Source organism: Pseudomonas sp. 39004, from assembly GCF_028682155.1.
GTDB lineage: Bacteria > Pseudomonadota > Gammaproteobacteria > Pseudomonadales > Pseudomonadaceae > Aquipseudomonas > Aquipseudomonas capeferrum.
Genome location: NZ_JANIAG010000023.1, coordinates 1 through 23,286, shown reverse-complemented (window position 1 = coordinate 23,286; position 23,286 = coordinate 1). Strand labels below are relative to the sequence as shown.

General features: G+C 63.1%; 23 protein-coding genes and 1 tRNA gene. 15 read left to right on the top strand and 9 right to left on the bottom strand.

The genetic code is table 11. The features are described from left to right. The first annotated feature begins 148 nt into the window (after positions 1 to 148). Together upp and NP534_RS06430 are read left to right on the top strand one after the other, a co-directional pair. Positions 149 to 787: a uracil phosphoribosyltransferase gene (gene upp / locus NP534_RS06435; RefSeq protein WP_033701309.1), complete on the top strand. Its 639-nt coding sequence runs from the start codon at positions 149 to 151 to the stop codon at positions 785 to 787. Positions 788 to 789: 2 nt separating this feature from the next. Then, positions 790 to 2,055 carry a uracil-xanthine permease family protein gene (locus NP534_RS06430; RefSeq protein ID WP_033701311.1) on the top strand — a complete coding sequence of 422 codons (1,266 nt, stop codon included), beginning with the start codon at positions 790 to 792 and terminating at the stop codon, positions 2,053 to 2,055. 51 nt (positions 2,056 to 2,106) lie between these two features. On the opposite strand, the gene hemH is transcribed toward NP534_RS06430, so the two are convergent. Next, entirely contained in the window at positions 2,107 to 3,120 is a 1,014-nt protein-coding gene (gene hemH / locus NP534_RS06425; RefSeq protein WP_274098181.1) for a ferrochelatase, read from the bottom strand. A 13-nt stretch (positions 3,121 to 3,133) separates the two neighbouring features. Next, the gene (locus NP534_RS06420) at positions 3,134 to 4,039 is read right to left on the bottom strand and encodes a TIGR01777 family oxidoreductase (protein ID WP_274098180.1); all 906 of its coding nucleotides are present in this window, start codon (positions 4,037 to 4,039) and stop codon (positions 3,134 to 3,136) included. A gap of 186 nt (positions 4,040 to 4,225) precedes the next feature. On the opposite strand from NP534_RS06420, the gene NP534_RS06415 reads away from it, so the two are divergent. The 5 genes from NP534_RS06415 to NP534_RS06395 all read left to right on the top strand — a co-directional run bounded on the left by NP534_RS06415 (position 4,226) and on the right by NP534_RS06395 (position 9,304). After that, entirely contained in the window at positions 4,226 to 5,212 is a 987-nt protein-coding gene (locus tag NP534_RS06415; protein ID WP_274098179.1) for an NAD(P)/FAD-dependent oxidoreductase, read from the top strand. 106 nt (positions 5,213 to 5,318) lie between these two features. Further along, positions 5,319 to 6,287: a YbgA family protein gene (locus NP534_RS06410; protein WP_274098178.1), complete on the top strand. Its 969-nt coding sequence runs from the start codon at positions 5,319 to 5,321 to the stop codon at positions 6,285 to 6,287. Further along, entirely contained in the window at positions 6,277 to 7,176 is a 900-nt protein-coding gene (locus NP534_RS06405) for a MerR family transcriptional regulator (RefSeq protein WP_274098177.1), read from the top strand. Before NP534_RS06410 ends, NP534_RS06405 begins: the two co-directional genes overlap by 11 nt. Continuing rightward, the gene (phrB, locus tag NP534_RS06400) at positions 7,167 to 8,609 is read left to right on the top strand and encodes a deoxyribodipyrimidine photo-lyase (RefSeq protein WP_274098176.1); all 1,443 of its coding nucleotides are present in this window, start codon (positions 7,167 to 7,169) and stop codon (positions 8,607 to 8,609) included. Before NP534_RS06405 ends, phrB begins: the two co-directional genes overlap by 10 nt. Beyond that, the gene (locus NP534_RS06395) at positions 8,606 to 9,304 is read left to right on the top strand and encodes an SDR family oxidoreductase (protein ID WP_443201074.1); all 699 of its coding nucleotides are present in this window, start codon (positions 8,606 to 8,608) and stop codon (positions 9,302 to 9,304) included. Before phrB ends, NP534_RS06395 begins: the two co-directional genes overlap by 4 nt. A 68-nt stretch (positions 9,305 to 9,372) precedes the next feature. Here NP534_RS06395 and NP534_RS06390 read toward each other — a convergent pair whose 3' ends face one another. The 6 genes from NP534_RS06390 to hemA form a co-directional block, all read right to left on the bottom strand. After that, the gene (locus NP534_RS06390; RefSeq protein ID WP_274098175.1) at positions 9,373 to 9,891 is read right to left on the bottom strand and encodes an acyloxyacyl hydrolase; all 519 of its coding nucleotides are present in this window, start codon (positions 9,889 to 9,891) and stop codon (positions 9,373 to 9,375) included. A gap of 106 nt (positions 9,892 to 9,997) precedes the next feature. Then, positions 9,998 to 10,795: a glutamate racemase gene (gene murI / locus NP534_RS06385; protein ID WP_274098174.1), complete on the bottom strand. Its 798-nt coding sequence runs from the start codon at positions 10,793 to 10,795 to the stop codon at positions 9,998 to 10,000. After that, complete coding sequence (locus NP534_RS06380; RefSeq protein WP_033701323.1) at positions 10,788 to 11,543, bottom strand: molybdopterin-synthase adenylyltransferase MoeB; 756 nt, start codon at positions 11,541 to 11,543, stop codon at positions 10,788 to 10,790. The genes murI and NP534_RS06380 overlap by 8 nt, the downstream gene beginning before the upstream one ends. Then, positions 11,537 to 12,367, bottom strand: coding sequence for a peptide chain release factor N(5)-glutamine methyltransferase (prmC, locus tag NP534_RS06375; protein WP_274098173.1), 831 nt, complete (start codon positions 12,365 to 12,367; stop codon positions 11,537 to 11,539). The genes NP534_RS06380 and prmC overlap by 7 nt, the downstream gene beginning before the upstream one ends. After that, positions 12,367 to 13,449 (bottom strand): peptide chain release factor 1, encoded by a 1,083-nt coding sequence (gene prfA / locus NP534_RS06370; RefSeq protein WP_186660275.1) that lies wholly within the window; start codon positions 13,447 to 13,449, stop codon positions 12,367 to 12,369. The genes prmC and prfA overlap by 1 nt, the downstream gene beginning before the upstream one ends. Then, a complete protein-coding gene (hemA, locus tag NP534_RS06365) occupies positions 13,446 to 14,723 on the bottom strand; it encodes a glutamyl-tRNA reductase (protein WP_033701328.1) in 1,278 nt (425 codons plus the stop codon). Before hemA ends, prfA begins: the two co-directional genes overlap by 4 nt. A gap of 334 nt (positions 14,724 to 15,057) precedes the next feature. On the opposite strand from hemA, the gene NP534_RS06360 reads away from it, so the two are divergent. The 8 genes from NP534_RS06360 to ychF all read left to right on the top strand — a co-directional run bounded on the left by NP534_RS06360 (position 15,058) and on the right by ychF (position 21,846). Next, positions 15,058 to 16,779, top strand: coding sequence for a tetratricopeptide repeat protein (locus tag NP534_RS06360; RefSeq protein WP_274098172.1), 1,722 nt, complete (start codon positions 15,058 to 15,060; stop codon positions 16,777 to 16,779). Positions 16,780 to 16,783: 4 nt separating this feature from the next. Next, on the top strand, positions 16,784 to 17,401 hold the full coding sequence (lolB, locus tag NP534_RS06355) for a lipoprotein insertase outer membrane protein LolB (RefSeq protein ID WP_274098171.1): 618 nt from the start codon (positions 16,784 to 16,786) through the stop codon (positions 17,399 to 17,401). Between the two features lie 3 nt (positions 17,402 to 17,404). Further along, positions 17,405 to 18,265 carry a 4-(cytidine 5'-diphospho)-2-C-methyl-D-erythritol kinase gene (gene ispE / locus NP534_RS06350; RefSeq protein ID WP_274098170.1) on the top strand — a complete coding sequence of 287 codons (861 nt, stop codon included), beginning with the start codon at positions 17,405 to 17,407 and terminating at the stop codon, positions 18,263 to 18,265. 19 nt (positions 18,266 to 18,284) lie between these two features. After that, positions 18,285 to 18,359, top strand: a tRNA-Gln gene (locus NP534_RS06345). Positions 18,360 to 18,406: 47 nt separating this feature from the next. Continuing rightward, entirely contained in the window at positions 18,407 to 19,348 is a 942-nt protein-coding gene (locus NP534_RS06340) for a ribose-phosphate pyrophosphokinase (RefSeq protein ID WP_003247410.1), read from the top strand. A gap of 118 nt (positions 19,349 to 19,466) precedes the next feature. After that, the gene (locus NP534_RS06335; protein ID WP_274098169.1) at positions 19,467 to 20,060 is read left to right on the top strand and encodes a 50S ribosomal protein L25/general stress protein Ctc; all 594 of its coding nucleotides are present in this window, start codon (positions 19,467 to 19,469) and stop codon (positions 20,058 to 20,060) included. A gap of 79 nt (positions 20,061 to 20,139) precedes the next feature. Beyond that, positions 20,140 to 20,724: an aminoacyl-tRNA hydrolase gene (gene pth, locus NP534_RS06330; RefSeq protein ID WP_008099045.1), complete on the top strand. Its 585-nt coding sequence runs from the start codon at positions 20,140 to 20,142 to the stop codon at positions 20,722 to 20,724. Positions 20,725 to 20,745: 21 nt separating this feature from the next. Continuing rightward, positions 20,746 to 21,846 carry a redox-regulated ATPase YchF gene (ychF, locus tag NP534_RS06325; protein ID WP_033701333.1) on the top strand — a complete coding sequence of 367 codons (1,101 nt, stop codon included), beginning with the start codon at positions 20,746 to 20,748 and terminating at the stop codon, positions 21,844 to 21,846. A 138-nt stretch (positions 21,847 to 21,984) separates the two neighbouring features. Here ychF and NP534_RS06320 read toward each other — a convergent pair whose 3' ends face one another. Further along, positions 21,985 to 23,283: an MFS transporter gene (locus NP534_RS06320; protein WP_274098195.1), complete on the bottom strand. Its 1,299-nt coding sequence runs from the start codon at positions 23,281 to 23,283 to the stop codon at positions 21,985 to 21,987. Positions 23,284 to 23,286: the final 3 nt, after the last annotated feature.

Below are 23,286 nucleotides of genomic sequence, written 5' to 3'. Positions count from 1 at the left end.
GGGTATTTTGGAAAAGCGGGCAAAGGTACGCATCCGCTCGTCACAGATCAAGCATTTATGGACTAACGTCCAAAAGGACTACACGACAGCACAGGTTGAATAGATTAATCTAGCGCGGTTTTTTTGCCCGCCTTTCGGAGCCCCCCCTATGCCCACTCGTGAGATCCGCCATCCGCTGATCCGCCACAAGCTCGGCCTCATGCGCCGTGCCGACATCAGCACCAAGAATTTTCGCGAACTCGCCCAGGAAGTCGGCGCGCTCCTGACCTATGAAGCCACTCAAGACCTGCCGCTGGAAACCTACGAGATCGACGGCTGGTGCGGCAAGGTGCAGGTCGAAAAAATCGCCGGCAAGAAGATTACCGTGGTGCCGATCCTGCGCGCCGGTATCGGCATGCTCGACGGCGTGCTCAGCCTGATTCCGGGTGCCAAGGTCAGTGCCGTTGGCGTCGCGCGCAACGAGGAAACCCTCGAAGCCCACACCTACCTGGAAAAGCTCGCGCCGGATATCAACCAGCGCCTGGCCTTGATCATCGACCCGATGCTGGCCACCGGCGCCTCGATGGTCGCCACCATCGACCTGCTGAAAAAGGCTGGCTGCAAGGAAATCCGCGCCATGGTCCTGGTCGCAGCACCGGAAGGTATCGACGTGGTGGAAAAAGCCCACCCCGACGTACAGATCTACACCGCCTCGATCGACCAGCGCCTCAACGAGCACGGCTACATCGTGCCGGGCCTGGGTGATGCCGGCGACAAGATCTTCGGCACCAAGCAAAAGGACGCCTGACCATGCAGGACGGCTTCAACGACCCGCTCTGGCGCCAGGTCGTTTCGGGCGCGCAGATGCTCTTCGTGGCATTTGGCGCGCTGGTGCTGATGCCACTGATCACCGGCCTCGACCCGAACGTCGCGCTGTTCACTGCCGGCATCGGCACGCTGCTGTTCCAGCTGGTCACTGGCCGCCAGGTGCCGGTGTTCCTGGCGTCGAGCTTTGCCTTCATCACCCCGATCATCCTTGCCAAGGGCCAGTTCGGCCTGGCCGAGACCATGGGCGGCGTGATGGCCGCAGGCTTCGTCTACACCTTCATGGGGCTGATGGTCAAAATCAAAGGCACCGGTTTCATCGACCGCATGCTGCCGCCCGTGGTGATTGGCCCGGTGATCATCTCGATCGGCCTGGCCATGGCACCGATCGCCGCCAACATGGCCATGGGCAAGGGCGGTGATGGTGCTGCGCTGATGCCTTACCAGACCGCCATGCTGATCTCGATGCCGGCGCTGCTGACCACCTTGATCGTTGCGGTGTTCGGCAAGGGCATCTTCCGCCTGGTACCGATCATCTCCGGCGTGCTGGTGGGCTTTGCCCTGGCGTTCGCCTTCGGTGTGGTCGACACCGCCAAGATTGCCGCCGCGCCTTGGCTGGAGATCCCCAACTTCACCGCGCCGGCGTTCAACTGGCAGGCCATCCTGTTCATCGTGCCGGTGGCGTTGGCACCGGCGATCGAACACATCGGCGGGGTGATCGCCGTGGGCAGCGTGACCGGCCGCGACTACCTGAAAAAGCCCGGCCTGCATCGCACCTTGCTGGGTGATGGCCTGGCGACCACGGCTGCCGGCCTGTTCGGTGGCCCGCCCAACACCACCTACGCCGAAGTGACCGGTGCGGTGATGCTGACCAAGAACTACAACCCGAAGATCATGACCTGGGCGGCGATCTTTGCTATCACCCTGGCCTTCATCGGCAAGTTCGGCGCGCTGCTGCAGAGCATTCCGGTACCGGTCATGGGCGGTATTCTGTGCCTGCTGTTCGGTTCGATCGCGGCGGTGGGCATGAACACCATGATCCGCCACAAGATCGACCTGGCCGAAGCGCGCAACCTGGTGATCGTTTCGGTGACCCTGGTGTTCGGCATTGGCGGGGTCTTGATCGGCAGCGGTGACGGCCCGGACGACTGGGGCCTCAAGGGTATTTCCCTGTGCGCCGTAGTGGCCATTGCCCTGAACCTCATTCTGCCGGGCAATGACGGCTGGAAGAACAAGAAGCTGGATGTGTAAGAGCGGCCTTGCCGGACCGCTCGCAAAGGGCCGCAATGCGGCCCTTTCCATTCAAGCCTTTTCGCACATCCCCGCCAACACCCGCACCCACTCCGGGTGATCATTCAGGCACGGCACCAGCACCAACTCCTCGCCCCCCGCCTCGAGGAACTGCTCCTTGCCGCGGTCGCCAATCTCTTCCAGCGTCTCGATGCAATCGGCAACGAACGCCGGGCACATCACCAGCAGCTTCTTCACCCCCGCCTTGCCCAGCTCATCCAGCCGCGACTCGGTATAAGGTTCGATCCACTTGGCCCGGCCCAAGCGCGACTGGAACGACACCGACCACTTGCCGTCAGGGATGCCCATCTTCTGGGCAAACGCCTTGGCCGTGGCCAGGCACTGACCGCGATAACACACGGCGCGCATCTCGGCGCTGGCGTCCTTGCAGCAGTCCGCCGCTTGGAAGTCATGCGTGCCGGTAGGGTCGAGCTTCTTCAGGTGCCGCTCCGGCAACCCATGGAAACTCAGCAACAGATGGTCGTAATCCTGCTCCAGATAGGGCCTGGCACTGGCCACCAGCGCGTCGATGTAGTCGGGATGATCGTAGAACGGCTGCAGCACACGCATCTGCAGCGGCAGCTGGCGTTCGCTGATGGTCTGCTTCGCCTGCTCGACCACCGTGGTGACCGTACTGTCGGCAAACTGTGGATAAAGCGGTGCCAGGGTAACCGTGCGCACGCCCTGGGCGGCCAGGCGCTCGAGCACCTCGGGCAATGCCGGCTGGCCATAGCGCATGGCCATCTCCACCGGGCCATGGGGCCAGTGCTCGACCATCGCAGCCTGCAGACGGCGGGTCAGCACCACCAGTGGCGAACCGTCCTCCCACCAGATGGAGGCGTAGGCGTGCGCCGACTGTTCCGGGCGCTTGATCAGGATCAGCGACACCAGCAAGCGCCGCACCGGCCAGGGCAGGTCGATCACGTACGGGTCCATCAGGAACTGGTTGAGGTAACGGCGTACATCGGCCACCGAAGTGGAGGCCGGGGAACCCAGGTTGACCAGCAGCAGGGCGTGATCAGTCATGCAGCGTCCTTTGTCAGAGGCGGCTGGACAAGTCGTCCAGGGCCGATTGCAGATCGTTGAAACGGAAGGTGAACCCTGCCGCCAGCAAGCGCACCGGGCGCGCCCGCTGGCCACCGAGCAGCAGCGTCGACAACTCGCCAAGGCCAGCCTTGAGCAACAGTGCAGGCACGGGCAGCACGGCCGGCCGGTGCATGGCCCGGCCCAGGCGCTTGGCGAACTCGCGGTTGCGCACAGGCTCTGGGGCGCAGGCATTATAAGGACCGCTGGCGTCCTTGTGCTGCAAGAGAAAATCAATCAGGGCGACCTGGTCGTCTATATGGATCCAGGGCATCCACTGCCGGCCATCGCCCAACGGCCCGCCCAGCCCCAGTTTGAAAGGCAGGCGCAGGCGCGACAAAAAGCCGCCATCGCTGGCCAGCACCAGCCCCGTGCGCACCAGCACCACCCTGATGCCTTGTGCCTGCGAACGCTGGGCGGTTTCTTCCCAGGCGATGCACAGCTGGCTGGCAAAATCTTCGCGGACCGGCTGCGATGCCTCGGTCAGTTCGCGCTCACCGCCATCCCCGTACCAGCCCACCGCAGACCCGGAGATCAGTACCTCCGGGCGCTGTTCACGGCTGCCCAGCCAAGCCAGCAACTGCTCGGTCAGGGTGACCCGGCTGGCCCACAGCAGGTTGCGCCGGGCACCGGTCCAGGGCCGATCGGCAATCGGCGCGCCGGCCAGGTTGATGACCGCATCCAACGGGTCATCTGCCTCCAGCTCTTCCAGCCGGGCGATGCCACGCACCTGGCTACCGCACAGTTTCGGCACCTGCTCGGGCTGGCGGCTCCAAACCGTAAGGCGATGGCCCTGGCCGAGCCAGAGCTGGCACAGGTGCCGGCCTATCAAACCGGTGCCGCCTGTCAGCAATATATGCATGGCTGTGTCCTCGCAGAATGCGGCAGTGGTCTATTTTTAGAACAAGGCACTTTTTTGACCCGACGCTCTCGGATAAACATAGGCCAACCTGCTCCATAAAGCGGAATAACCTTATACAAAAGTTGTGCATTGTACAGGTTTGCCTGACAGCGTAGTCTGCTCACAGCAAGGTTTGAAGAGGCCATCATGACAGTACCTATTGCCATCATCGGTGCCGGTATCGCCGGTCTGTCCGCCGCCCAGGCGCTGCAAAAGGCCGGGCAATCCGTGCATTTGTTCGACAAAGGCCACGGCAGTGGCGGGCGCATGGCCAGCAAGCGCAGCGACGCTGGCGCGCTGGACCTCGGCGCCCAGTATTTCACTGCCCGTGACCGGCGTTTCGTCGATCAGGTCCAGCAATGGGTGGCTGCGGGTTGGGCCGAGCAATGGAAGCCGCAACTGTACAACTACCGCGACGGCGAACTCACACCCTCCCCGGACGAGCAGACTCGCTGGGTAGGCGTGCCGCGCATGAGCGCCATCACCCGCGGCATGCTCAAGGATGTGACGGTCAACTTTGGCTGCCGCATCGCTGAAGTGTTCCGCGGCAAGCAGTACTGGCACCTGCAAGACACCGAAGGCTGCAGCCACGGCCCGTTCAGCCGCGTGGTGATCGCTGTGCCTGCGCCACAGGCGACGCCGTTACTGGCCTCTACGCCCAAACTCGCTGCCGTGGCCGCCGGTGTGCAGATGGAGCCTACCTGGGCCGTCGCCCTGGGCTTCCAGACGCCACTGGACACCCCGATGCAAGGTTGCTTCGTGCAGGACAACCCGCTCGACTGGCTGGCCCGCAACCGCAGCAAGCCCGGGCGTGACGAGCACCTCGACACCTGGGTGCTGCATGCCACGTCGAACTGGAGCCGGCAGCATATCGACCTGCCCAAGGAAGAGGTGATCGAGCAGTTGTGGGGCGAATTCGCCGAACTGGTCGGCTGCGTGGTGCCGGCCCCCACCTTCGCCCTCGCCCACCGCTGGCTGTATGCACGCCCCACCAGCCACCATGAGTGGGGCGCCTTGGCCGATGCCGATCAAGGCCTGTATGCCTGCGGCGACTGGTGCTTGTCCGGGCGCGTCGAGGGTGCCTGGCTGAGCGGCCAGGAAGCCGCTCGCCGGCTGCTGGAGCATCTCGACTGAACGGGCGCTGAGCCTGTACAAAAAAATCAGTTTGCATAACGCCAAGGCTGTGCTGGAATAAACTTGTACAAAATAGATATCGCGTACAAGTTTACCGGAGACAGCCATGCAAGCCCCTTCCGCCCACTGCAAGCCTCGCATCGCCATCAGCGCCTGCCTGACCGGGCACAGTGTGCGCTACAACGGTGGGCACAAAGCATCCGACCTTTGCCGCGCGCAACTGGAAGCGCACTTCGAATGGCTGCCCGTTTGCCCTGAAGTCGCTATCGGCCTCGGTGTACCGCGCGACCCTATTCGCCTGGTAGGCGACCCAGAGCAGCCGGAAGTGGTCGGTACCCGCAACCCCGGCATGGACCTCACCGGCCCGCTGCGCACCTATGGCGAGCAGATGGCCGGCGAGCTCGACGATATCTGCGGCTATATCTTCATGCAGAAGTCGCCTTCCTGCGGGTTGGAGCGGGTCAAGGTTTACCAGGATAACGGCCACCCTGCGTTGCATGGCGGACGCGGTGTATATGCCCAGGCCTTCTGCAACCTTCGCCCGGACCTGCCGGTGGAGGAAGAAGGCCGCCTGCATGACGCAGTGCTGCGCGAAAACTTCATCAGCCGCGTGTACGCCTATGCCGATTGGCAGCGCCTGCTGGCCGAAGGCCTGAGCCGCGGCGCGCTGGTGCGGTTTCACTCGCGCTACAAGTACCTGCTGATGGCCAACAACCCCCATGCCTACCGCACCCTGGGGCGACTACTGGGCAGCATGAGCCGGGATGACGACCCGCAGCAGGTCGGCCCACACTATTTCAGCCAGCTGATGCAGGCCCTGCGCCGCTGTGCCAGCCGCGGCACGCATTGCAACGTACTGCAGCACCTGAGCGGTTACTTCAAGGATGCCCTGACCCAGCAGGACAAGGCCGAACTGCAAGCCATCATCAGCCAGTACCAACAGGGCGTGGTGCCGCTGGTGGTACCGCTGACCCTGCTCAAGCACCACCTGCGCAAGCATCCAGACCCATACTTGATGCAGCAGGCCTACCTGCAGCCACACCCCGAAAGCCTGGGGTTGCGCAATGCCGTCTGAGGCCCTGCTAGCGATCGGCGAACTCGCTCGCCGCACTGGCGTCAACCCGGTCACCCTGCGGGCCTGGGAGCGCCGTTACGGCCTGCTCAAGCCACAGCGCACCGCAAAAGGGCATCGCTTGTATTGCGCTGAGCAGATCGAGCGCGTGCAGGCGATCCTGGCCTGGCTGCATCGGGGCGCATCGGTGGGGCAGGTGCGCGAATTACTCGAAAAACCGGCCAGCACCGCCCCACAAAGCAACTGGCAGGCGCGACAGGCGCAGTTAATCGAGGCTATCGCCACCCTCTCGCAGCGGGCACTCGACCAGCAACTCAACCAGGCCATGGCGCTGTACCCCGCGATTACCCTGTGCGAGCAGTTGCTGCTACCCCTGCTCGACAGCCTGGACCTGCGCTGGCGCAACTATTTCAATGCACGGCTTGAGCAAGTGTTCTTCCACAGCTGGCTGCGCAGCAAACTCGGCGCCCGGGTGTATCACGACAACCAGCTGCTGCAGGGTGCGCCAGTGCTGCTGGCCGAAGACAGCGAACGCGCCTTCGACCCTGAGCTGTGGCTGTGTGCCTGGCTGCTCAGCAGCAACGGCATCCCTGTCGAGGTGCTTGAACAGCCGGTGGGTGGCCCGCAACTGCAACGGGCCATCGCCGCGCTGCAACCGCGCGCCCTGCTGCTGCACTTGGGGCCACGCATCGACATCAAGGCCTTGCAGCGCACGCTGCAGGGTACGCCGGGGGCAAAACTGCTGGGCGGCGCCACGCTCGCCCTGCATGAGGCCCAACTGAACGCCCTCGACCTCCCCGACCTGTTCCTGTTCGATACCCCGCAGGCGGCATTGCGTTTGCTTCAAGGCAATGACCGCCGGCCTGTAGAGATGAATGCACCATGCAATTGATCTGGCTGCGCAGCGACCTGCGCATCGACGACAACACCGCCTTGAGCGCCGCCTGTGAGCGCGGCCCGACCGTCGCCCTGTGGTTGCTCAGCCCCGGCCAATGGCAGGCTCACGACGACGCCGCGTGCAAAGTCGACTTCTGGCTGCGCAACCTGCGCGACCTACGCCAGGCACTGGGCACGCTCAACATTCCTTTGCTGATCCGCTCGATCGACAGGTGGGATCAGGCATCAGATGCAATAATGGCAGTATGCCACCAACATCGGATCGATAGCGTGCACTGGAACGACGAGTACGGCATCAACGAACAGCGCCGCGACCAGGCTGTGCGGGCACGGCTGGAACAATCAGGCGTGCAGGCGCACAGCTACCTCGACCAGCTGTTCTTCCGCCCTGGCACCATTCTTACCCGCAGCGGTGACTACTTCCAGGTCTTCAGCCAATTCAAGAAAAGCTGCCTGGAGCATCTGCACCGCAGCCTCCCCGCGCTGGCCCCACGGCTAAAGCCCCAGGCGCCTCTGGCGATCGCCAGCGACCCGCTACCTGAACATGTGCAGGGCTTCGACCCCGTACCACGTGCCTTGCGCGAGAGTTGGCCAGCGGGCGAAGCCGAAGCGCACGCACGGCTGTCGCGTTTTCTCGATGAGCGGGTGGAAGACTACCAATACCAGCGCGACCTCCCGGCCAAGCCCGGCACCAGCGAGCTCTCCGCCTACCTGGCCGCTGGGGTGATTTCGCCCCGGCAATGCCTGCACGGGGCCTTGGCCAGCAACCGTGGCGAGTTCGACAGCGGCAGCACCGGCATCCAGACCTGGGTCAACGAGTTGCTTTGGCGGGAGTTCTACAAGCACATCCTGGTGGGTTATCCACAGGTATCCCGTCACCGCGCCTTCCGCGCCCAGACCGAAGCCCTTGCCTGGCGCGATGCACCTGAAGACCTCGCCGCCTGGGAACAGGGGCGAACCGGCTTTCCTATCATCGATGCCGCCATGCGCCAATTGCTGCATACCGGCTGGATGCACAACCGCCTGCGCATGATCGTCGCCATGTTCCTCAGCAAGAACCTGCTGATCGACTGGCGCAAAGGCGAGCGGCATTTCATGCGTCACCTGATAGACGGTGACCTGGCAGCCAACAACGGCGGCTGGCAGTGGAGCGCGTCTACCGGCACCGACGCCGTGCCCTACTTCCGCATCTTCAACCCGGTTTCGCAGTCTCAGCGCTTCGATCCGCAGGGGCGTTTCATTCGGCACTGGGTGCCGGAACTGCAGGCGCTGGATGATAAAGCCATTCATCAGCCAGTAAAGGCTGCGGATCTTTTTGCTACAAATTCGTATCACAATCCAATAGTCGATCTCGGCAGCAGTCGCCAGCGCGCATTAGAAGCCTTCAAAGGCCTTCCGCGCCGGCAGCATCAGGGGGCAGTATCGTGAATAGAGCTCGCAGTGTCTGGGTGACAGGGGCCGCTAACGGATTAGGGCTGGCATTGGTACAACAGTTGCTCGAAGAGGGGCACCGGGTAGCCGCAAGCGGCAGGGAATGTGAAGCACTGGACACACTGGGCGAACGCTACGGCACGCAATTGCTGCGCCTGCCGGGCCAGTTGCAGGCGCTGGACCAGGTCGAGGCAGCCAGCAAGCTGCTGTTGGGCAACTGGGGGTCACTGGACTGCCTGATCGTCAATGCCGGCACCGGTGAGTATGTGGCCGACGCCATACCTGATGCCGAGCTGTTCGAGGCAATCGCTGCCAGCAACCTGCTGGCCAGCGAACAATGCCTGGCCAGCGCCTTGCCGCTGCTGACCAAGGGTGAAGCGCCTCAGGTAATGGCGATCCTCAATCGCTATTCGGCCTCGCAGCTGTTTGCGCCCACACAGGTTTCCAGCGGTTTCAACAGCACCGCGCAGTGGTTTCGCGAGCAACGCCAGGTACTGGACCAGCTGCAGATCAGCCTGACGGTGGTGGCGCCGCAATCATTGAAGACACCCGTGACACCGGCGCAGGCAATGCCGGAGATGTGGACAGCGCAGAGCGCTGCCGAAGAACTGCTGCGGCGATTGCCGCTGCGTGAACCCGAACTGGTGCTGGAGACGCTGGACACAAGCAGCTTGTGGCCGTTACCGCGCTGACACAGGGTTAGGGAAATGTTGCTGCAGTGGGAGCGGGCTCACCCGCTCTCACTGCCCAAGCAGAAGGGTTACAAGGCCATACGGTAATGCAGGCTGTAACTCTCCACACCATCGTTGGGCTGCTTGATACCGGCGTTGGAATAGTGGATGGCGCGCACACCAATCTCATGCCCACCGGCAAAGCGTAAACCGAAACCGATCCGGTCCTCGAACTGGAACGCCGAGCCTAGCTCGTTGCTTTCGAGCTCGGTGCTGGAGAAGGCCGCGACACCGATGCCCGCCTCGATATAAGGCTTCACCGACTCCCCGGCAAACTCATAGACGAACACCGGCGCAAACGACAGGCTGTGGTTGCTCGCCGTCTCGTCACCCTGCCAGTAGGTATAAGCCCCATCCCAATAACCGGTGAGACGGCCAACGCTGGTCTGCCACCAGCTTGCCTCCCAGTTCGACTGCAACCCCAGCCGGTAGACCATGGTCGAGTCACCGGTCTGCCCCACCGAAAATGAAACATCGGCAGCCTGCGCCGACCCCACTTGCCCCAAGGTAAAGACGGCAGCCGCCGCCAAGCCGAGCAGTTTCCTCATAAGAAACATCCTTCTTCCTGATGCTGTTGTTAGTGTTCGCCTCTTGCCAGGCAAATCGGTAGAAATCGGCAGTGGTACGATAGTTCAGCTGCTTTTGACGTTTTTTTCACAACGCAAAGCTTTGCACACTGTCGGACTTATGCCACAGCAACGGTAGGATTTTTCTCAGAGTTTGCGGGTCGGCACTGGTCCAGAAGCGGGTATCCAGTGCCGGGCCCTCGGCGAGCAGGTCGTTGGTGTCCAACAGCCGTTGCAACTGGCGCGCCACGGCGGCGCCGGTATCGATGATGGCCACGTCTGCCGGCACCATGTCGGCCAGCAAGGGGCGCAGGAAGGGGTAGTGGGTGCAGCCAAGAATCAGCGTATCGCAGCCGGCATCCAGCAGTGGCTGCACAAACCCGAGTAGCAACTGGCGCAACGCGGGGCTGCCCAGGTCACCGGTTTCAATCAGCTCTACCAGCCCTGGGCAAGGCTGGGTGACCACCCGTACATCGCTGGCGAAGCGGTCGAGCAATGCCGCGAACTTGGCGCTCTGCAAGGTCCCGGTAGTGGCCAGCACCCCGACCACACCGGAGCGGGTGGCGGCGGCTGCAGGCTTTACCGCAGGCTCCATGCCCACCAGCGGCCACACCGGGTACAGCTCGCGCAGGTCGGCAACAGCTGCCACCGTGGCAGTATTGCAGGCCAGGACCATGGCTTTGGCACCTTGCTGCTGGAAGAATTCGGCAATGCGTCGGCAGCGTTGGCGGATGTAGTCCGCCGACTTCTCACCGTAGGGCACATGACCGCAATCGGCCACATACAGCAGGGTTTCGTTGGGCAGCAGGCGCTGGATCTCGGCAAGTACCGACAAACCGCCGACCCCCGAATCCATCACGCCAATCGGCGCCGAACGCTCAGCCATCGCGCTTGCCGCAGACGGCGCAGGCCGGGTCGCGCTTGACCCGCAGTTCACGTATGCGCGTGCCGAGGGCATCGATCAGCAGCAGGCGGCCCACCAGTGGCTCGCCGAACCCGGCCAGCAGTTTCATGGCTTCCAGCGCCTGCAGGCTACCGACCAACCCCACCAGCGGGCCGATCACGCCGGCTTCGCTGCAGGTCAGTTCATCCTCGCTGCCATGGCCGTACAGGCAGTGGTAGCACGGGCTGTAGTCACGCCGTGGGTCGAACACCGAAAGCTGGCCCTCGAGGCGGATCGCCGCCCCACTGACCAGCGGCTTGCCAGCAGCGACGCAGGCGGCATTGACCGCCTCGCGCGTGGAAAAGTTGTCGGAGCAGTCCAGCACCAGGTCGACCGCAGCCACCGCTGCGGCCAGCGAGTCTTCGTCCAGCGCCTGGCGGTGGGCGACCAGGCTGATCTCTGGGTTGATCGCCCCCAGGCGCTGCAGCGCCGAGTCCACCTTGCTCATGCCGACGCTGTCGCTGTCGTGCATCACCTGGCGTTGCAGATTGGTCAGGTCGACGGTGTCGAAATCTGCCAGGTGCAGCTCGCCCACGCCCGCCGCAGCCAGGTACAGCGCCACAGGTGAACCCAGCCCACCGAGGCCGACGATCAGTGCCTTGCTCTGCTTGAGGCGCAACTGGCCGTCGATATCGATCTGCGCCAGCAGCACCTGACGGCTGTAGCGCAACAGTTCCTGATCACTCAGCATGGCAGGCGCCCCAGGGTAATGCGTTCATGGCTGCCCAGGTCGATGCGGCTGGCAACCTCGGCAAAGCCTTGTTCAGTCAGCAAGGCGCGCACCGCCGCTGCCTGATCATAACCATGCTCCAACAGCAACCAACCGCCTGGCAGCAAGTGCTGCGGCGCCTGGGCAATGATCACCCGCAGGTCGTCCAGGCCATCGGCACCTGCCACCAGTGCGCTGCTGGGTTCGAAACGCACATCGCCAGCGGCCAGGTGGGGGTCTTCGCTGGCAATGTAGGGGGGGTTGCTGACAATCAGGTCGAAACGCTCACCGCCGAGTTGGTCAAACCAGTGGCTGACGCGCACCTGCACATTGCCCAGCCCCAGGCGCTGGCGGTTGCGCTCGGCCAGCGCGGCGGCCTCCTCGACACGGTCCACCGCCATCACCTGCCAGGCCGGGCGGTCGCCTGCCAGGGCCAGGGCGATGGCCCCGGTGCCGGTGCCCAAGTCGAGCACCTTGGCAGGTGTCGCAGGCTGAAGCTCCAGGGCGGTCTCGACCAGCAGCTCGGTGTCCGGGCGCGGGATCAGCGTATGCGGTGCCACTTCCAGGTCGATCTTCCAGAACCCCTGCTGCCCAAGGATATACGCCACCGGCTCACCGCTGCGGCGGCGCTGCAGGTAACCGGCATAAGTGTCGGCCGCTTCGCTGCTGACGATGCGCTCGGGCCAGGTATGCAGGTAGCTGCGCGACTTGCCGATGGCTGCGGCCAACAACAGTTCGGCGTCCAGCCGCTCGGTGGGCGATTCGGGCAACTGCGCATTGCGCAGCAAGCTGGCGATGATGGTCATCAGTCCCCCAGGGCGGCCAGTTGATCGGCCTGGTATTCGGCCAACAGCGGTTCGATCACGGCGTCGACGCCACCGGCAAGGATGTCGTCCAGCGAATACAAGGTCAGGTTGATGCGGTGATCGGTTACCCGGCCCTGTGGATAATTGTAGGTGCGGATACGCTCGGAGCGGTCACCGGAGCCCACCAGCAGCTTGCGCTCACTGGCGATGGCATTTTGCGCGGCGCTGGTCTGCATGTCATTGAGCTTGGCCGACAGCCAGGACATGGCACGGGCACGGTTCTTGTGCTGCGAGCGTTCTTCCTGGCACTCGACCACGATACCGGTGGGCAAGTGAGTAATGCGAACCGCCGAGTCAGTCTTGTTGATGTGCTGGCCACCGGCCCCGGAAGCGCGGTAGGTGTCCACGCGCAAGTCGGCCGGGTTGATCTCGATCACTGCCTGCTCATCCGGTTCGGGCAGCACGGCCACGGTGCAGGCGGAGGTGTGGATGCGCCCCTGCGACTCGGTCTCGGGCACCCGTTGTACACGGTGCGCGCCAGACTCGAACTTGAGCTTGCCGTAAACGTTTTCGCCTTCGACGCGGGCGATGATTTCCTTGTAGCCGCCGTGTTCGCCTTCGTTCTCGGACAGAATCTCCAGGCGCCAGCCACGCTTTTCGGCGTAGCGCGAATACATGCGGAACAGGTCACCCGAGAAGATCGCCGCCTCGTCGCCACCGGTGCCGGCGCGGATTTCGAGGAACACGTTGCGCCCGTCGTTGGGGTCCTTGGGCAGCAGCATGCGTTGCAGCTGCGCCTCCATCGCCAGCAGTTGCTCCTTGGCTTCGCGCACTTCCTCCACGGCCATTTCGCGCATATCCGGGTCGCTGTCCTTGAGCAGCGCCTGGGCACCTTCAAGGTCGTCCTGGACTTTGCGCCATGCCTGATAGGCCGTGTGAACCGGCTCGACTTCGGCGTATTCGCGGGAATAAGCACGGAAACGCGTCTGGTCGCTGATGACCTCAGCGTCACCGAGCAGTGCGGTCAGTTCTTCGAAGCGGTCCTGGAGAATATCCAGTTTGTTCAGCAGCGACGCTTTCATTGCAGGGATTTGTCCGTCGAGCCCTCGTTGAGGGCAAAGAGTTCCTGGGCCATGGCCAGCGCATCGAGGCGGCCCTCGGCCGAGAGCTTTTTCAACTGCACGCTGGGCGCGTGCAGAAGTTTGTTGGTCAGGCCCCGGGCCAGCTGGGCCAGCACGTCCTCGGGGTTGCCGCCGTTGGCCAGCAGGCGCTGGGCTTTTTGCAGCTCTTCATCGCGCAGGCGCTCGCTTTGCTGGCGGTAGGCCTTGAGCACGTCCACCGCAGCCAGCTCGCGCAGGCGCACCATGAAGTCTTCGGCGCCCACCGACACCAGCTCTTCGGCAGCCTGGGCCGCGCCCTGGCGGCTCTTGAGGTTTTCTGCGACTACGTCGTGCAGGTCATCGACGGTATAGAGGTAGACGTCGTCGAGCTCGCCCACTTCGGGTTCGATATCACGCGGCACGGCGATGTCGACCATGAAGATCGGCTTGTGCCGGCGTTGTTTCAGCGCGCTCTCGACCGCGCCCTTGCCAAGGATCGGCAACTGGCTGGCGGTGGAGCTGATGACGATGTCGCTGTTGGCCAGTTCCTGGGGGATGTCGGCCAGCAGCACGGCATGTGCGCCGAACTGTTCGGCCAGCGTGCTGGCACGCTCCAGGGTACGGTTGGCCACCACGATCCGGCGCACACCCTGTTCATGCAGGTGGCGTGCGACCAGGGTGATGGTCTCGCCGGCCCCGATCAGCAGGGCCTGGCTGCGGCCCAGGTCACTGAAGATCTGCCGCGCCAGGCTCACCGCGGCGAACGCCACCGAAACCGGGTTTTCGCCGATCGCGGTGTCGGTGCGCACCTGTTTGGCGGCACTGAAGGTGGCCTGGAACAGGCGCCCGAGCAGTGGGCCAACGGTACCGGCCTCACGCGCCACGGCGTAGGCGGACTTCATCTGGCCGAGGATCTGCGGCTCGCCGAGCACCAGCGAATCGAGGCCAGAGGCCACGCGCATCATGTGCCGCACCGCATCGTGCTCTTCATGGATGTAGGCGCTGGCGCGCAGTTCATCCAGGCTCAGCCGGTGGTAATCGGCCAGCCACAGCAGTACGGCCTCGGCAGACAGGTGGTCCTGCTCTATATAAAGCTCGCTACGGTTGCAAGTCGACAGGATCGCCGCTTCACGGCTGGCGGTCAGTCGGCAGAGCTGTTGCAGGGCGTCCACCAGCTGCTCTGGGGTAAACGCCACGCGCTCGCGTACGTCTACCGAGGCAGTCTTATGGTTGATACCAAGTGCAAGAAAGGCCATGCAAGGTCGCTGGTTGTGACGAGAAGCCGATAATTGTCCTCTTTCGCAGGTTTTAGAACAACCACCGTTCGCTATTGTCGTGTAGGAGCGGCCTTGCGTCGCGAAAGGGCTGCGCAGCGGCCCCGGCAATATCTCTGACAAACCTGAAAACCTGGGGCCGCTACGCACCCCTTTCGCGACCCAAGGCCGCCCCCACAGGCCACCCCCCCACACAGGTGGCGGAACCTGGGCGCCCCTGCCATGGTCGCAGTTAAGCAAATGCTTCGCAGGTGGGTTTGCCCCCGCGCTTGTGTCATCATGCTCCGACCGCCGGTGAGTCCTTTTAAGCCTTTCTATGAACAGACACTACGCACTGCTGCTTGCCTTCGCCCTGCTCCAGGGTTGCCAGAGCCTGGCCCCGCAAAAAGCCGAGCCACCCGCTGCCGAAGCCGGCAAGGGCGAGGCCGAAAAAACCGTGGTGTACGGTTCGTTCAAGCAAGACACCCTTTATAGCCTGTTGGTGGCGGAGCTGGCCGGCCAGCGCAACCGCTTCGACATCGCCCTGGCCAACTACGCCGACCAGGCCGAAAAAACCCAGGACCCTGGCGTTTCCGAACGCGCCTACCGCATCGCCGAGTACCTCGGCGCCGACGAGCCGGCCCTGGAAAACGCCTTGATCTGGGCCCGCAACGACCCGGACAACCTCGACGCCCAGCGCGCCGCCGCCATCCAGCTGGCCCGCGCCGGTCGCTACGACGACGCCATGGTCTACATGGAAAAAGTCCTGCAGGGCCAGGGCGATACCCACTTCGACTTCCTCGCCCTGTCGGCCGCCGAGACCGACCAGAGCACCCGCGACGGCTTGCTGCAGAGCTTCGAACGCCTGCTGGTCAAGTACCCGGAAAACAGCCAGCTGGTGTTCGGCAAAGCGCTCCTGCTGAACCAGGACGGCAAGGCAGAAGAAGCGCTCGAACTGCTCGAGGCGCACCCACCGCAAAACGGCGAGATCGCCCCGATTCTGCTGCGTGCCCGCCTGCTGCAAGCGCTCGACCGCGGCAAAGAGGCCCTGCCCCTGCTGCGTGGTGCGATCCGCGACAACCCGGATGACAAACGCCTGCGCCTGACCTACGCCCGTACCCTGGTTGAGCAGGACCGCATCGCCGATGCCAAAGGTGAGTTCATCAGCCTGGTCCAGCAGTACCCCGAGGATGACGAGCTGCGCTACTCGCTGGCACTGGTATGCCTGGAAAACAAAGACTGGGATGAAGCCGAGGGCTACCTGCAGGAGCTGGTCGAGCGCGACAGCAACGTCGACGCCGCCCACCTGAACCTGGGCCGCATCCGCGAGGAGCGCCACGACCCCGAAGGCGCCTTGCGCGAATACGCCCTGGTCGGCACCGGCCCTGACTACCTGCCGGCGCAGCTGCGCCAGGCCGACATCCTGATTGCCAACGGCCGCGGCACCGAGGCTTCGCGCCTGCTCGCCGAAGCCCGCGAGGCCCAGCCGGACTATGCCATCCAGCTGTACCTGATCGAATCGGAAAGCTACAGCAACAACAACAAGGACGCCCAGGCCAACCAGGTGCTGCAACAAGGCATCCAGCGTTACCCGGACGACCTCAACCTGCTGTATACCCGCGCCATGCTGGCCGAAAAGCGTGATGACCTGCCGCAGATGGAGAAAGACCTGCGCGCCATCATCGACCGCGAGCCGGAAAACGCCATGGCCCTGAACGCCCTGGGTTACACCCTGGCCGACCGCACCACCCGCTACGCCGAAGCCAAGGCGCTGATCGACAAGGCCCACCAGCTCACCCCGGATGACCCGGCGGTGCTCGACAGCCTGGGCTGGATCGCCTACCGCCAGGGCAACCTGGACGAAGCCGAAGGCTACCTGCGCCAGGCCCTGGAACGCTTCCCCGACCACGAAGTGGCTGCGCACCTGGGCGAAGTCCTGTGGGCCAACGGCAAGCGCCGCGAAGCCCGCCAGGTCTGGGCCAAGGCCTTCGAAGCCCAGCCCGACAGCCCCATCCTGCGCAAGACCGTACTGCGCCTGACCGGATCAGAGACCCTTTAACGCCATGTTCCTGCGCCATTGCATCACCTTCACCCTGATCGCCCTGCTCGCGGGCTGTGCCGGCTTCGGTAGCCGTGAAGCCCTGCAAGGCCATGGCGACCCGCAGCAGTGGCGCCAGCACAAAGAGCAACTCAGTACCCTCGATGGCTGGCAGATCAGCGGCAAGGTCGGCATCCGCGCCCCGCGCGATTCCGGCAGCGGCACGCTGTTCTGGCTGCAGCGCCAGGACTACTACGACATCCGCCTGGCCGGGCCATTGGGCCGTGGCGCTGCCCGCCTGACCGGCCGCCCCGGCGGCGTGGTGCTGGAAGTGGCCAACCAGGGCCGCTACGAAGCCACCAGCCCGGAAGCACTGCTGGAAGAACAACTGGGCTGGCAACTGCCGGTTTCGCACCTGGTCTGGTGGGTACGCGGCCTGCCCGCGCCCGACAGCAAGAGCCAGCTGACCCTGGACGGCGACAGCCGCCTGGCCAGCCTGCAACAGGATGGCTGGCAGGTGCAGTACCTGAGCTATACCGAGCAGAACGGCTACTGGTTGCCCGAGCGCCTGAAACTGCACGGCAAGGACCTCGACGTGACGTTGGTGGTCAAGGACTGGCAGCCGCGCCAGCTGGGGCACTGATCGATGACCACCCTGACCCTGCCCGCCCCGGCCAAGCTCAACCTGTGGCTGCACATCATCGGCCGCCGCCCGGACGGTTACCACGAGCTGGAGACCGTCTTCCAGTTTCTCGACCACGGCGACGAGCTGAGCTTCGCCCTGCGTGAAGACGGCGTGATCCGCCTGCACACCGACATCGAGGCGGTGCCCCACGACAGCAACCTGATCGTGCGTGCCGCGCGCAAATTGCAGGAACAATCCGGCACCCGCCTTGGCGCCGACATCTGGCTGACCAAGGTCTTGCCCATGGGCGGTGGCATCGGCGGCGGCAGCTCGGACGCCGCGACCACGCTGCTGGCGCTGGCGCACTTGTGGCAGCTGGACTGGGATGAAGATCGCCTGGCCGGCCTGGGCCTGACCCTCGGTGCCGACGTGCCGGTGTTCGTGCGCGGCCACGCGGCGTTCGCCCAGGGTGTGGGCGAGCAACTGACCCCGGTCGACCCGATCGAGCCCTGGTATGTCGTGCTGGTGCCGCAAGTGTCTGTCAGTACTGTAGAAATTTTTTCACATCCGCAGTTGACACGTGATTCCCTCCCCCTTAAGATGCGCCCCGTTCCCGAGGGAAACAGTCGAAATGACTGCCAACCGGTGGTAGAGCAGAGTTACCCAGAAGTTCGCAATGCGTTGAATTCACTGGGCAAATTCACTGAAGCTCGATTAACCGGCACTGGAAGTTGTGTGTTTGGGGCCTTCCCAAGCAAAGCCGAAGCTGATAAAGTTCTGGCCCTTCTTTCAGCGACCCAAACAGGGTTTGTGGCGAAAGGAAGCAATGTTTCGATGTTGCATCGCAAGCTGCAAAGTCTGGTCAAGAAGTCGAGTGCCTAGCGCTCGCAGCAACAGATACAGGGGCGTCGCCAAGCGGTAAGGCAGCAGGTTTTGATCCTGCCATGCGTTGGTTCGAATCCAGCCGCCCCTGCCATTTTCCTATACTCATCCAGGTATACCCTCAGCCTTCAGGTACTGCGCGTGTCCAAGATGATGGTCTTTACGGGGAACGCTAACCCCGATCTGGCTCGGCGTGTCGTACGTCAGCTGCATATCCCTCTCGGTGACGTCTCTGTCGGTAAATTCTCCGACGGCGAGATCAGCACTGAGATCAATGAAAATGTCCGCGGTAAAGACGTCTTCATTATTCAGCCGACCTGTGCCCCGACCAACGATAACCTGATGGAACTGGTAGTGATGGCCGACGCCTTCCGCCGCTCCTCAGCATCCCGAATCACCGCCGTGATTCCTTACTTCGGATACGCCCGCCAGGACCGCCGTCCGCGTTCGGCACGTGTAGCCATCAGCGCCAAAGTTGTCGCTGACATGCTCACTGTCGTGGGTATCGACCGTGTACTCACCGTCGACCTGCACGCTGACCAGATCCAGGGTTTCTTCGATATCCCAGTCGACAACATCTACGGCTCGCCCGTATTGGTCGACGATATCGAAGACCAGCGTTTCGAGAACCTGATGATCGTCTCCCCGGACATCGGTGGTGTCGTGCGCGCACGTGCCGTTGCCAAGTCCCTGGGTGTCGATCTGGGTATCATCGACAAACGCCGCGAGAAGGCTAACCACTCCGAGGTGATGCACATCATCGGCGACGTCGAAGGGCGCACTTGCATCCTGGTAGACGACATGGTCGACACCGCCGGCACCCTGTGCCACGCGGCCAAAGCCCTGAAAGAACACGGCGCTGCCAAGGTTTACGCCTACTGCACGCACCCTGTCCTGTCGGGCCGCGCGATCGAGAACATCGAGAAGTCGGTACTGGACGAGCTGGTGGTGACCAACACCGTTCCGCTGTCCGCCGCTGCTCAAGCCTGTGACCGTATCCGCCAGTTGGATATCGCACCGGTTGTCGCTGAAGCGGTACGCCGCATCAGCAACGAAGAATCGATCAGCGCGATGTTCCGCTAAGCGGAACACGTGTTGATGTGAAGCGCCCCGCCCCAGCATTTGTTGGGGCGGGGCTTTTTTGCCATTCCCGTTGGCGCTGGTCGCAAACGCCCTCGGGAGGCTATTTTGGAGAAACAAAATGACTGATTTCACGCTGAACGCCAAAGTGCGTACTGACCTGGGGAAAGGTGCGAGCCGCCGCCTGCGTCACTCGCTGAGCATCCCTGCCGTTGTCTACGGTGGCGATAAAGAAGCGCAATCCCTGACCATCGTGTCGAAGGAAATCGCCAAGCTGTTCGAAAACGAAGCTGCCTACAGCCACGTGATCGAGCTGAACGTTGACGGCGCCAAGCAAAACGTCATCGTCAAGGCCATGCAGCGTCACCCAGCCAAGCAATTCATCATGCACGCTGACTTCGTTCGCGTCGTTGCTGGCCAGAAGCTGACTGCCAAGGTTCCGGTTCACTTCATCGGCGAAGAAGCGCCGGTCAAGAAAGGCGGTGAGATCTCCCACGTTGTTTCCGAGATCGAAGTTTCCTGCGAAGCCAAAGACCTGCCTGAGTTCATCGAAGTTGACCTGGCTAACGCTGAAGTCGGCACCATCATCCACCTGTCGGACCTGAAAGCTCCGAAAGGCGTAGAGTTCGTCGCTCTGGCCCACGGTGATGACAAGGCTGTTGCCAACGTTCACGCGCCACGCGTTGCTCCAGAAGCAGAAGGCGCTGCCGAGTAATCCACTCGCACGCCGGTGTTGATCGGGTTACAGTGCCGCGCGCCCTGTAACCCACCAACTCCAAGGAAGAGCCCCTGACGTGACCGCCATCCAGTTGATCGTTGGCCTGGGTAACCCCGGCCCCGAATACGAACAGACCCGGCATAACGCAGGGGCTCTTTTCGTTGAACGCATTGCCAGCGCCCAGCGCGTCTCGCTGACCGCTGACCGCAAGTATTTCGGCCTGACGGCTAAATTCAGCCATCAGGGCAACGACGTTCGTCTGCTCATCCCCACCACCTACATGAACCGTAGCGGCCAGTCCGTGGCGGCCTTGGCCAATTTCTTCCGCATCAAGCCGGAAGCGATTCTGGTGGCGCATGACGAACTCGACCTGCCTCCGGGCGTCGCCAAGCTTAAACGCGGCGGCGGCCATGGCGGGCACAACGGCCTGCGCGACATCATCGCGCAGCTCGGCAACCAGAACGACTTCCACCGCCTGCGGCTTGGCATCGGCCACCCGGGTGACGCCAAACTGGTCTCCAACTTCGTCCTGGGCCGCGCGCCGCGCGCCGAGCAGGAGAAGCTCGACGCCAGCATCGATTTTGCCCTCGGCGTGCTGCCAGATGTCCTCGCTGGCGATTTCGCCAAGGCGATGCGCGAGCTGCACAGCCAGAAGGCCTGATTTCCTAGAGAGGGAATACCCATGGGTTTCAATTGCGGCATCGTCGGCCTGCCCAACGTCGGCAAGTCCACCCTGTTCAACGCCTTGACCAAGTCTGGCATCGCGGCGGAGAACTTCCCTTTCTGCACCATCGAGCCGAACAGCGGGATCGTGCCGATGCCCGACGCGCGTCTGGCTGCCCTGGCAGAGATCGTCAAGCCTAACCGCATCCTGCCGACCACCATGGAATTCGTCGACATCGCCGGCCTGGTGGCAGGCGCTTCGAAAGGTGAAGGCCTGGGCAACAAGTTCCTCGCCAACATCCGCGAGACCGACGCCATCGCCCACGTGGTGCGCTGCTTCGAAGACGAGAACGTGATCCACGTTTCCAACAGCGTCGACCCCAAGCGTGACATCGAGATCATCGACCTCGAACTGATCTTCGCCGACCTCGACAGCTGCGAGAAGCAACTGCAGAAGGTTGCCCGCAACGCCAAGGGTGGCGACAAGGAAGCCCTGGCGCAAAAGGCCATTCTGGAAAAGCTGATCCCGCACTTCACCGAAGGCAAGCCTGCGCGCAGCCTGATGAAGCACATGGCTGACGACGAAAAGGCCGTCATCCGTGGCTTCCACCTGCTGACCAGCAAGCCTGTGATGTACATCGCCAACGTCGCTGAAGACGGCTTCGACAACAACCCGCACCTGGACGTGGTCAAGGCCATCGCCGAGGAAGAAGGCGCGGTCGTGGTACCGGTGTGCAACAAGATCGAAGCCGAAATCGCCGAGCTGGACGACGGTGAAGAGAAGGACATGTTCCTCGAGGCCCTGGGCCTGGAAGAGCCTGGCCTGAACCGCGTGATCCGCGCCGGTTACGAGCTGCTTAACCTGCAGACCTACTTCACTGCCGGTGTGCAGGAAGTACGCGCCTGGACCGTCCGCATTGGCGCCACCGCGCCACAGGCTGCTGGCGTGATCCACACCGACTTCGAAAAAGGCTTCATCCGCGCTGAAGTAGTGGCGTATGACGACTTCATCCAGTTCAAGGGTGAAAGTGGCGCCAAGGAAGCCGGCAAGTGGCGTTTGGAAGGTAAAGACTACATCGTCAAAGACGGCGATGTGATGCACTTCCGCTTCAACGTCTGACGGGCGGCCGTGGGCTCCACGGCAACCGCTGAATCGAACCCCCCCGTGCTCGCCTAGCGACACGGGGGTTTTCGTTTTTGCTCACAGCGGCGTCTCAGGTACGGCCCTTGCGCAGGCTTTACCAGCGACTACGGGATGTCACGCAGGCTTGGGCCACCTCCCCTCTTCCACTTCCTCTGCCTGCTCCGCCGGCTTCTCAGGCCGGGCCATGAACATGATCACCGCCGCAGCGCACAGGTCCAATGCCGACAGTGCGGCGAACAGCGGTCCGTAACCGATCTTGGTCACCAATACGCCCATGATCGCCGTGTACAGCGCGGCCCCCAGAAACCCGCACATACCGATCAAGCCCGCAGCGGTGGCGACGTCGTTCTTGTCGAAGGAGTCCGAGGTCATCGAGTAGAGCGCGCAGGACAACATCTGGTGCGCGAACCCGCCCACGCACAGCAGCATGATCGCGGTATAGGGGCTGCCGGCCAAGCCTACGCAGCCGGGTGCGATCATGCACAGGCAGCCGGTGACCATCACCAGTTTGCGCGAGGTGAACAGCGATACCTTGAAGTAGCGATGGTAAAACGGTGAAAGGTAGCCGCCCACCACGCTGCCCAGGTCTGCGGCCAGAAACGGCAGCCAGGCGAACAGCGCGATCTGCTTGATGTCCATGCCGCGTTCATGCATCAGGTACAGTGGGATCCAGGCATTGAACACCTGCCAGGCCGGGTCGGCCATGAACCGGGCGATGGCCACTGCATAGAAGTTGCGCCGTTTCAGCACGTTGCGCCACTGCGCCTTTTGTTTGGGCTGGTCGCGAAACTTCGCCTCCTGGCCGGCGTAGATATAGTCGCGCTCCTCGGCATGTAACTGCGGATGCTCCGCTGGCGGATGATAGAGCCATAGCCACAACCCGCCCCAGATCAGGCCGAACACACCGGTCATGATAAACGCCAGTTGCCAGCCGCTGCTGAGGATTGCCCAGACTACCAGGGGTGGCGCCAACAGCGCGCCCAGCGCGGAACCGATGTTGAACCAGCCCAGCGCCACCGAGCGCTCCTTGGCCGGGAACCATTCAGCAGTGGTCTTGATGCCAGCAGGGTAACCGGCGGCCTCCGTCATGCCCAGCAGCCCGCGGAAGAACGCCAGGCTCTGCCAACCAGTCGCCAATGCCGCCAGGGCACAGGAGATCGACCAGGCGATGGCGAAGAGGGCGAAGCCCAATTTGATACCGATGGCGTCGATGATGTACCCCGCCACAGGTTGCATCACGGCATAGCCGAGGGTCCAGGCCACCACTACCCAGGAGTACTCCTCGGTGGTCATGTTCATCTCGACCATCATGGTGGGCGCAGCCACCGAAAGGGTATTGCGGGCCAGGTAGTTGATGATCAGGCCAATGATCATCAACCCCACTACCCACCAACGTAAGCTTTTTATCTTCATGGT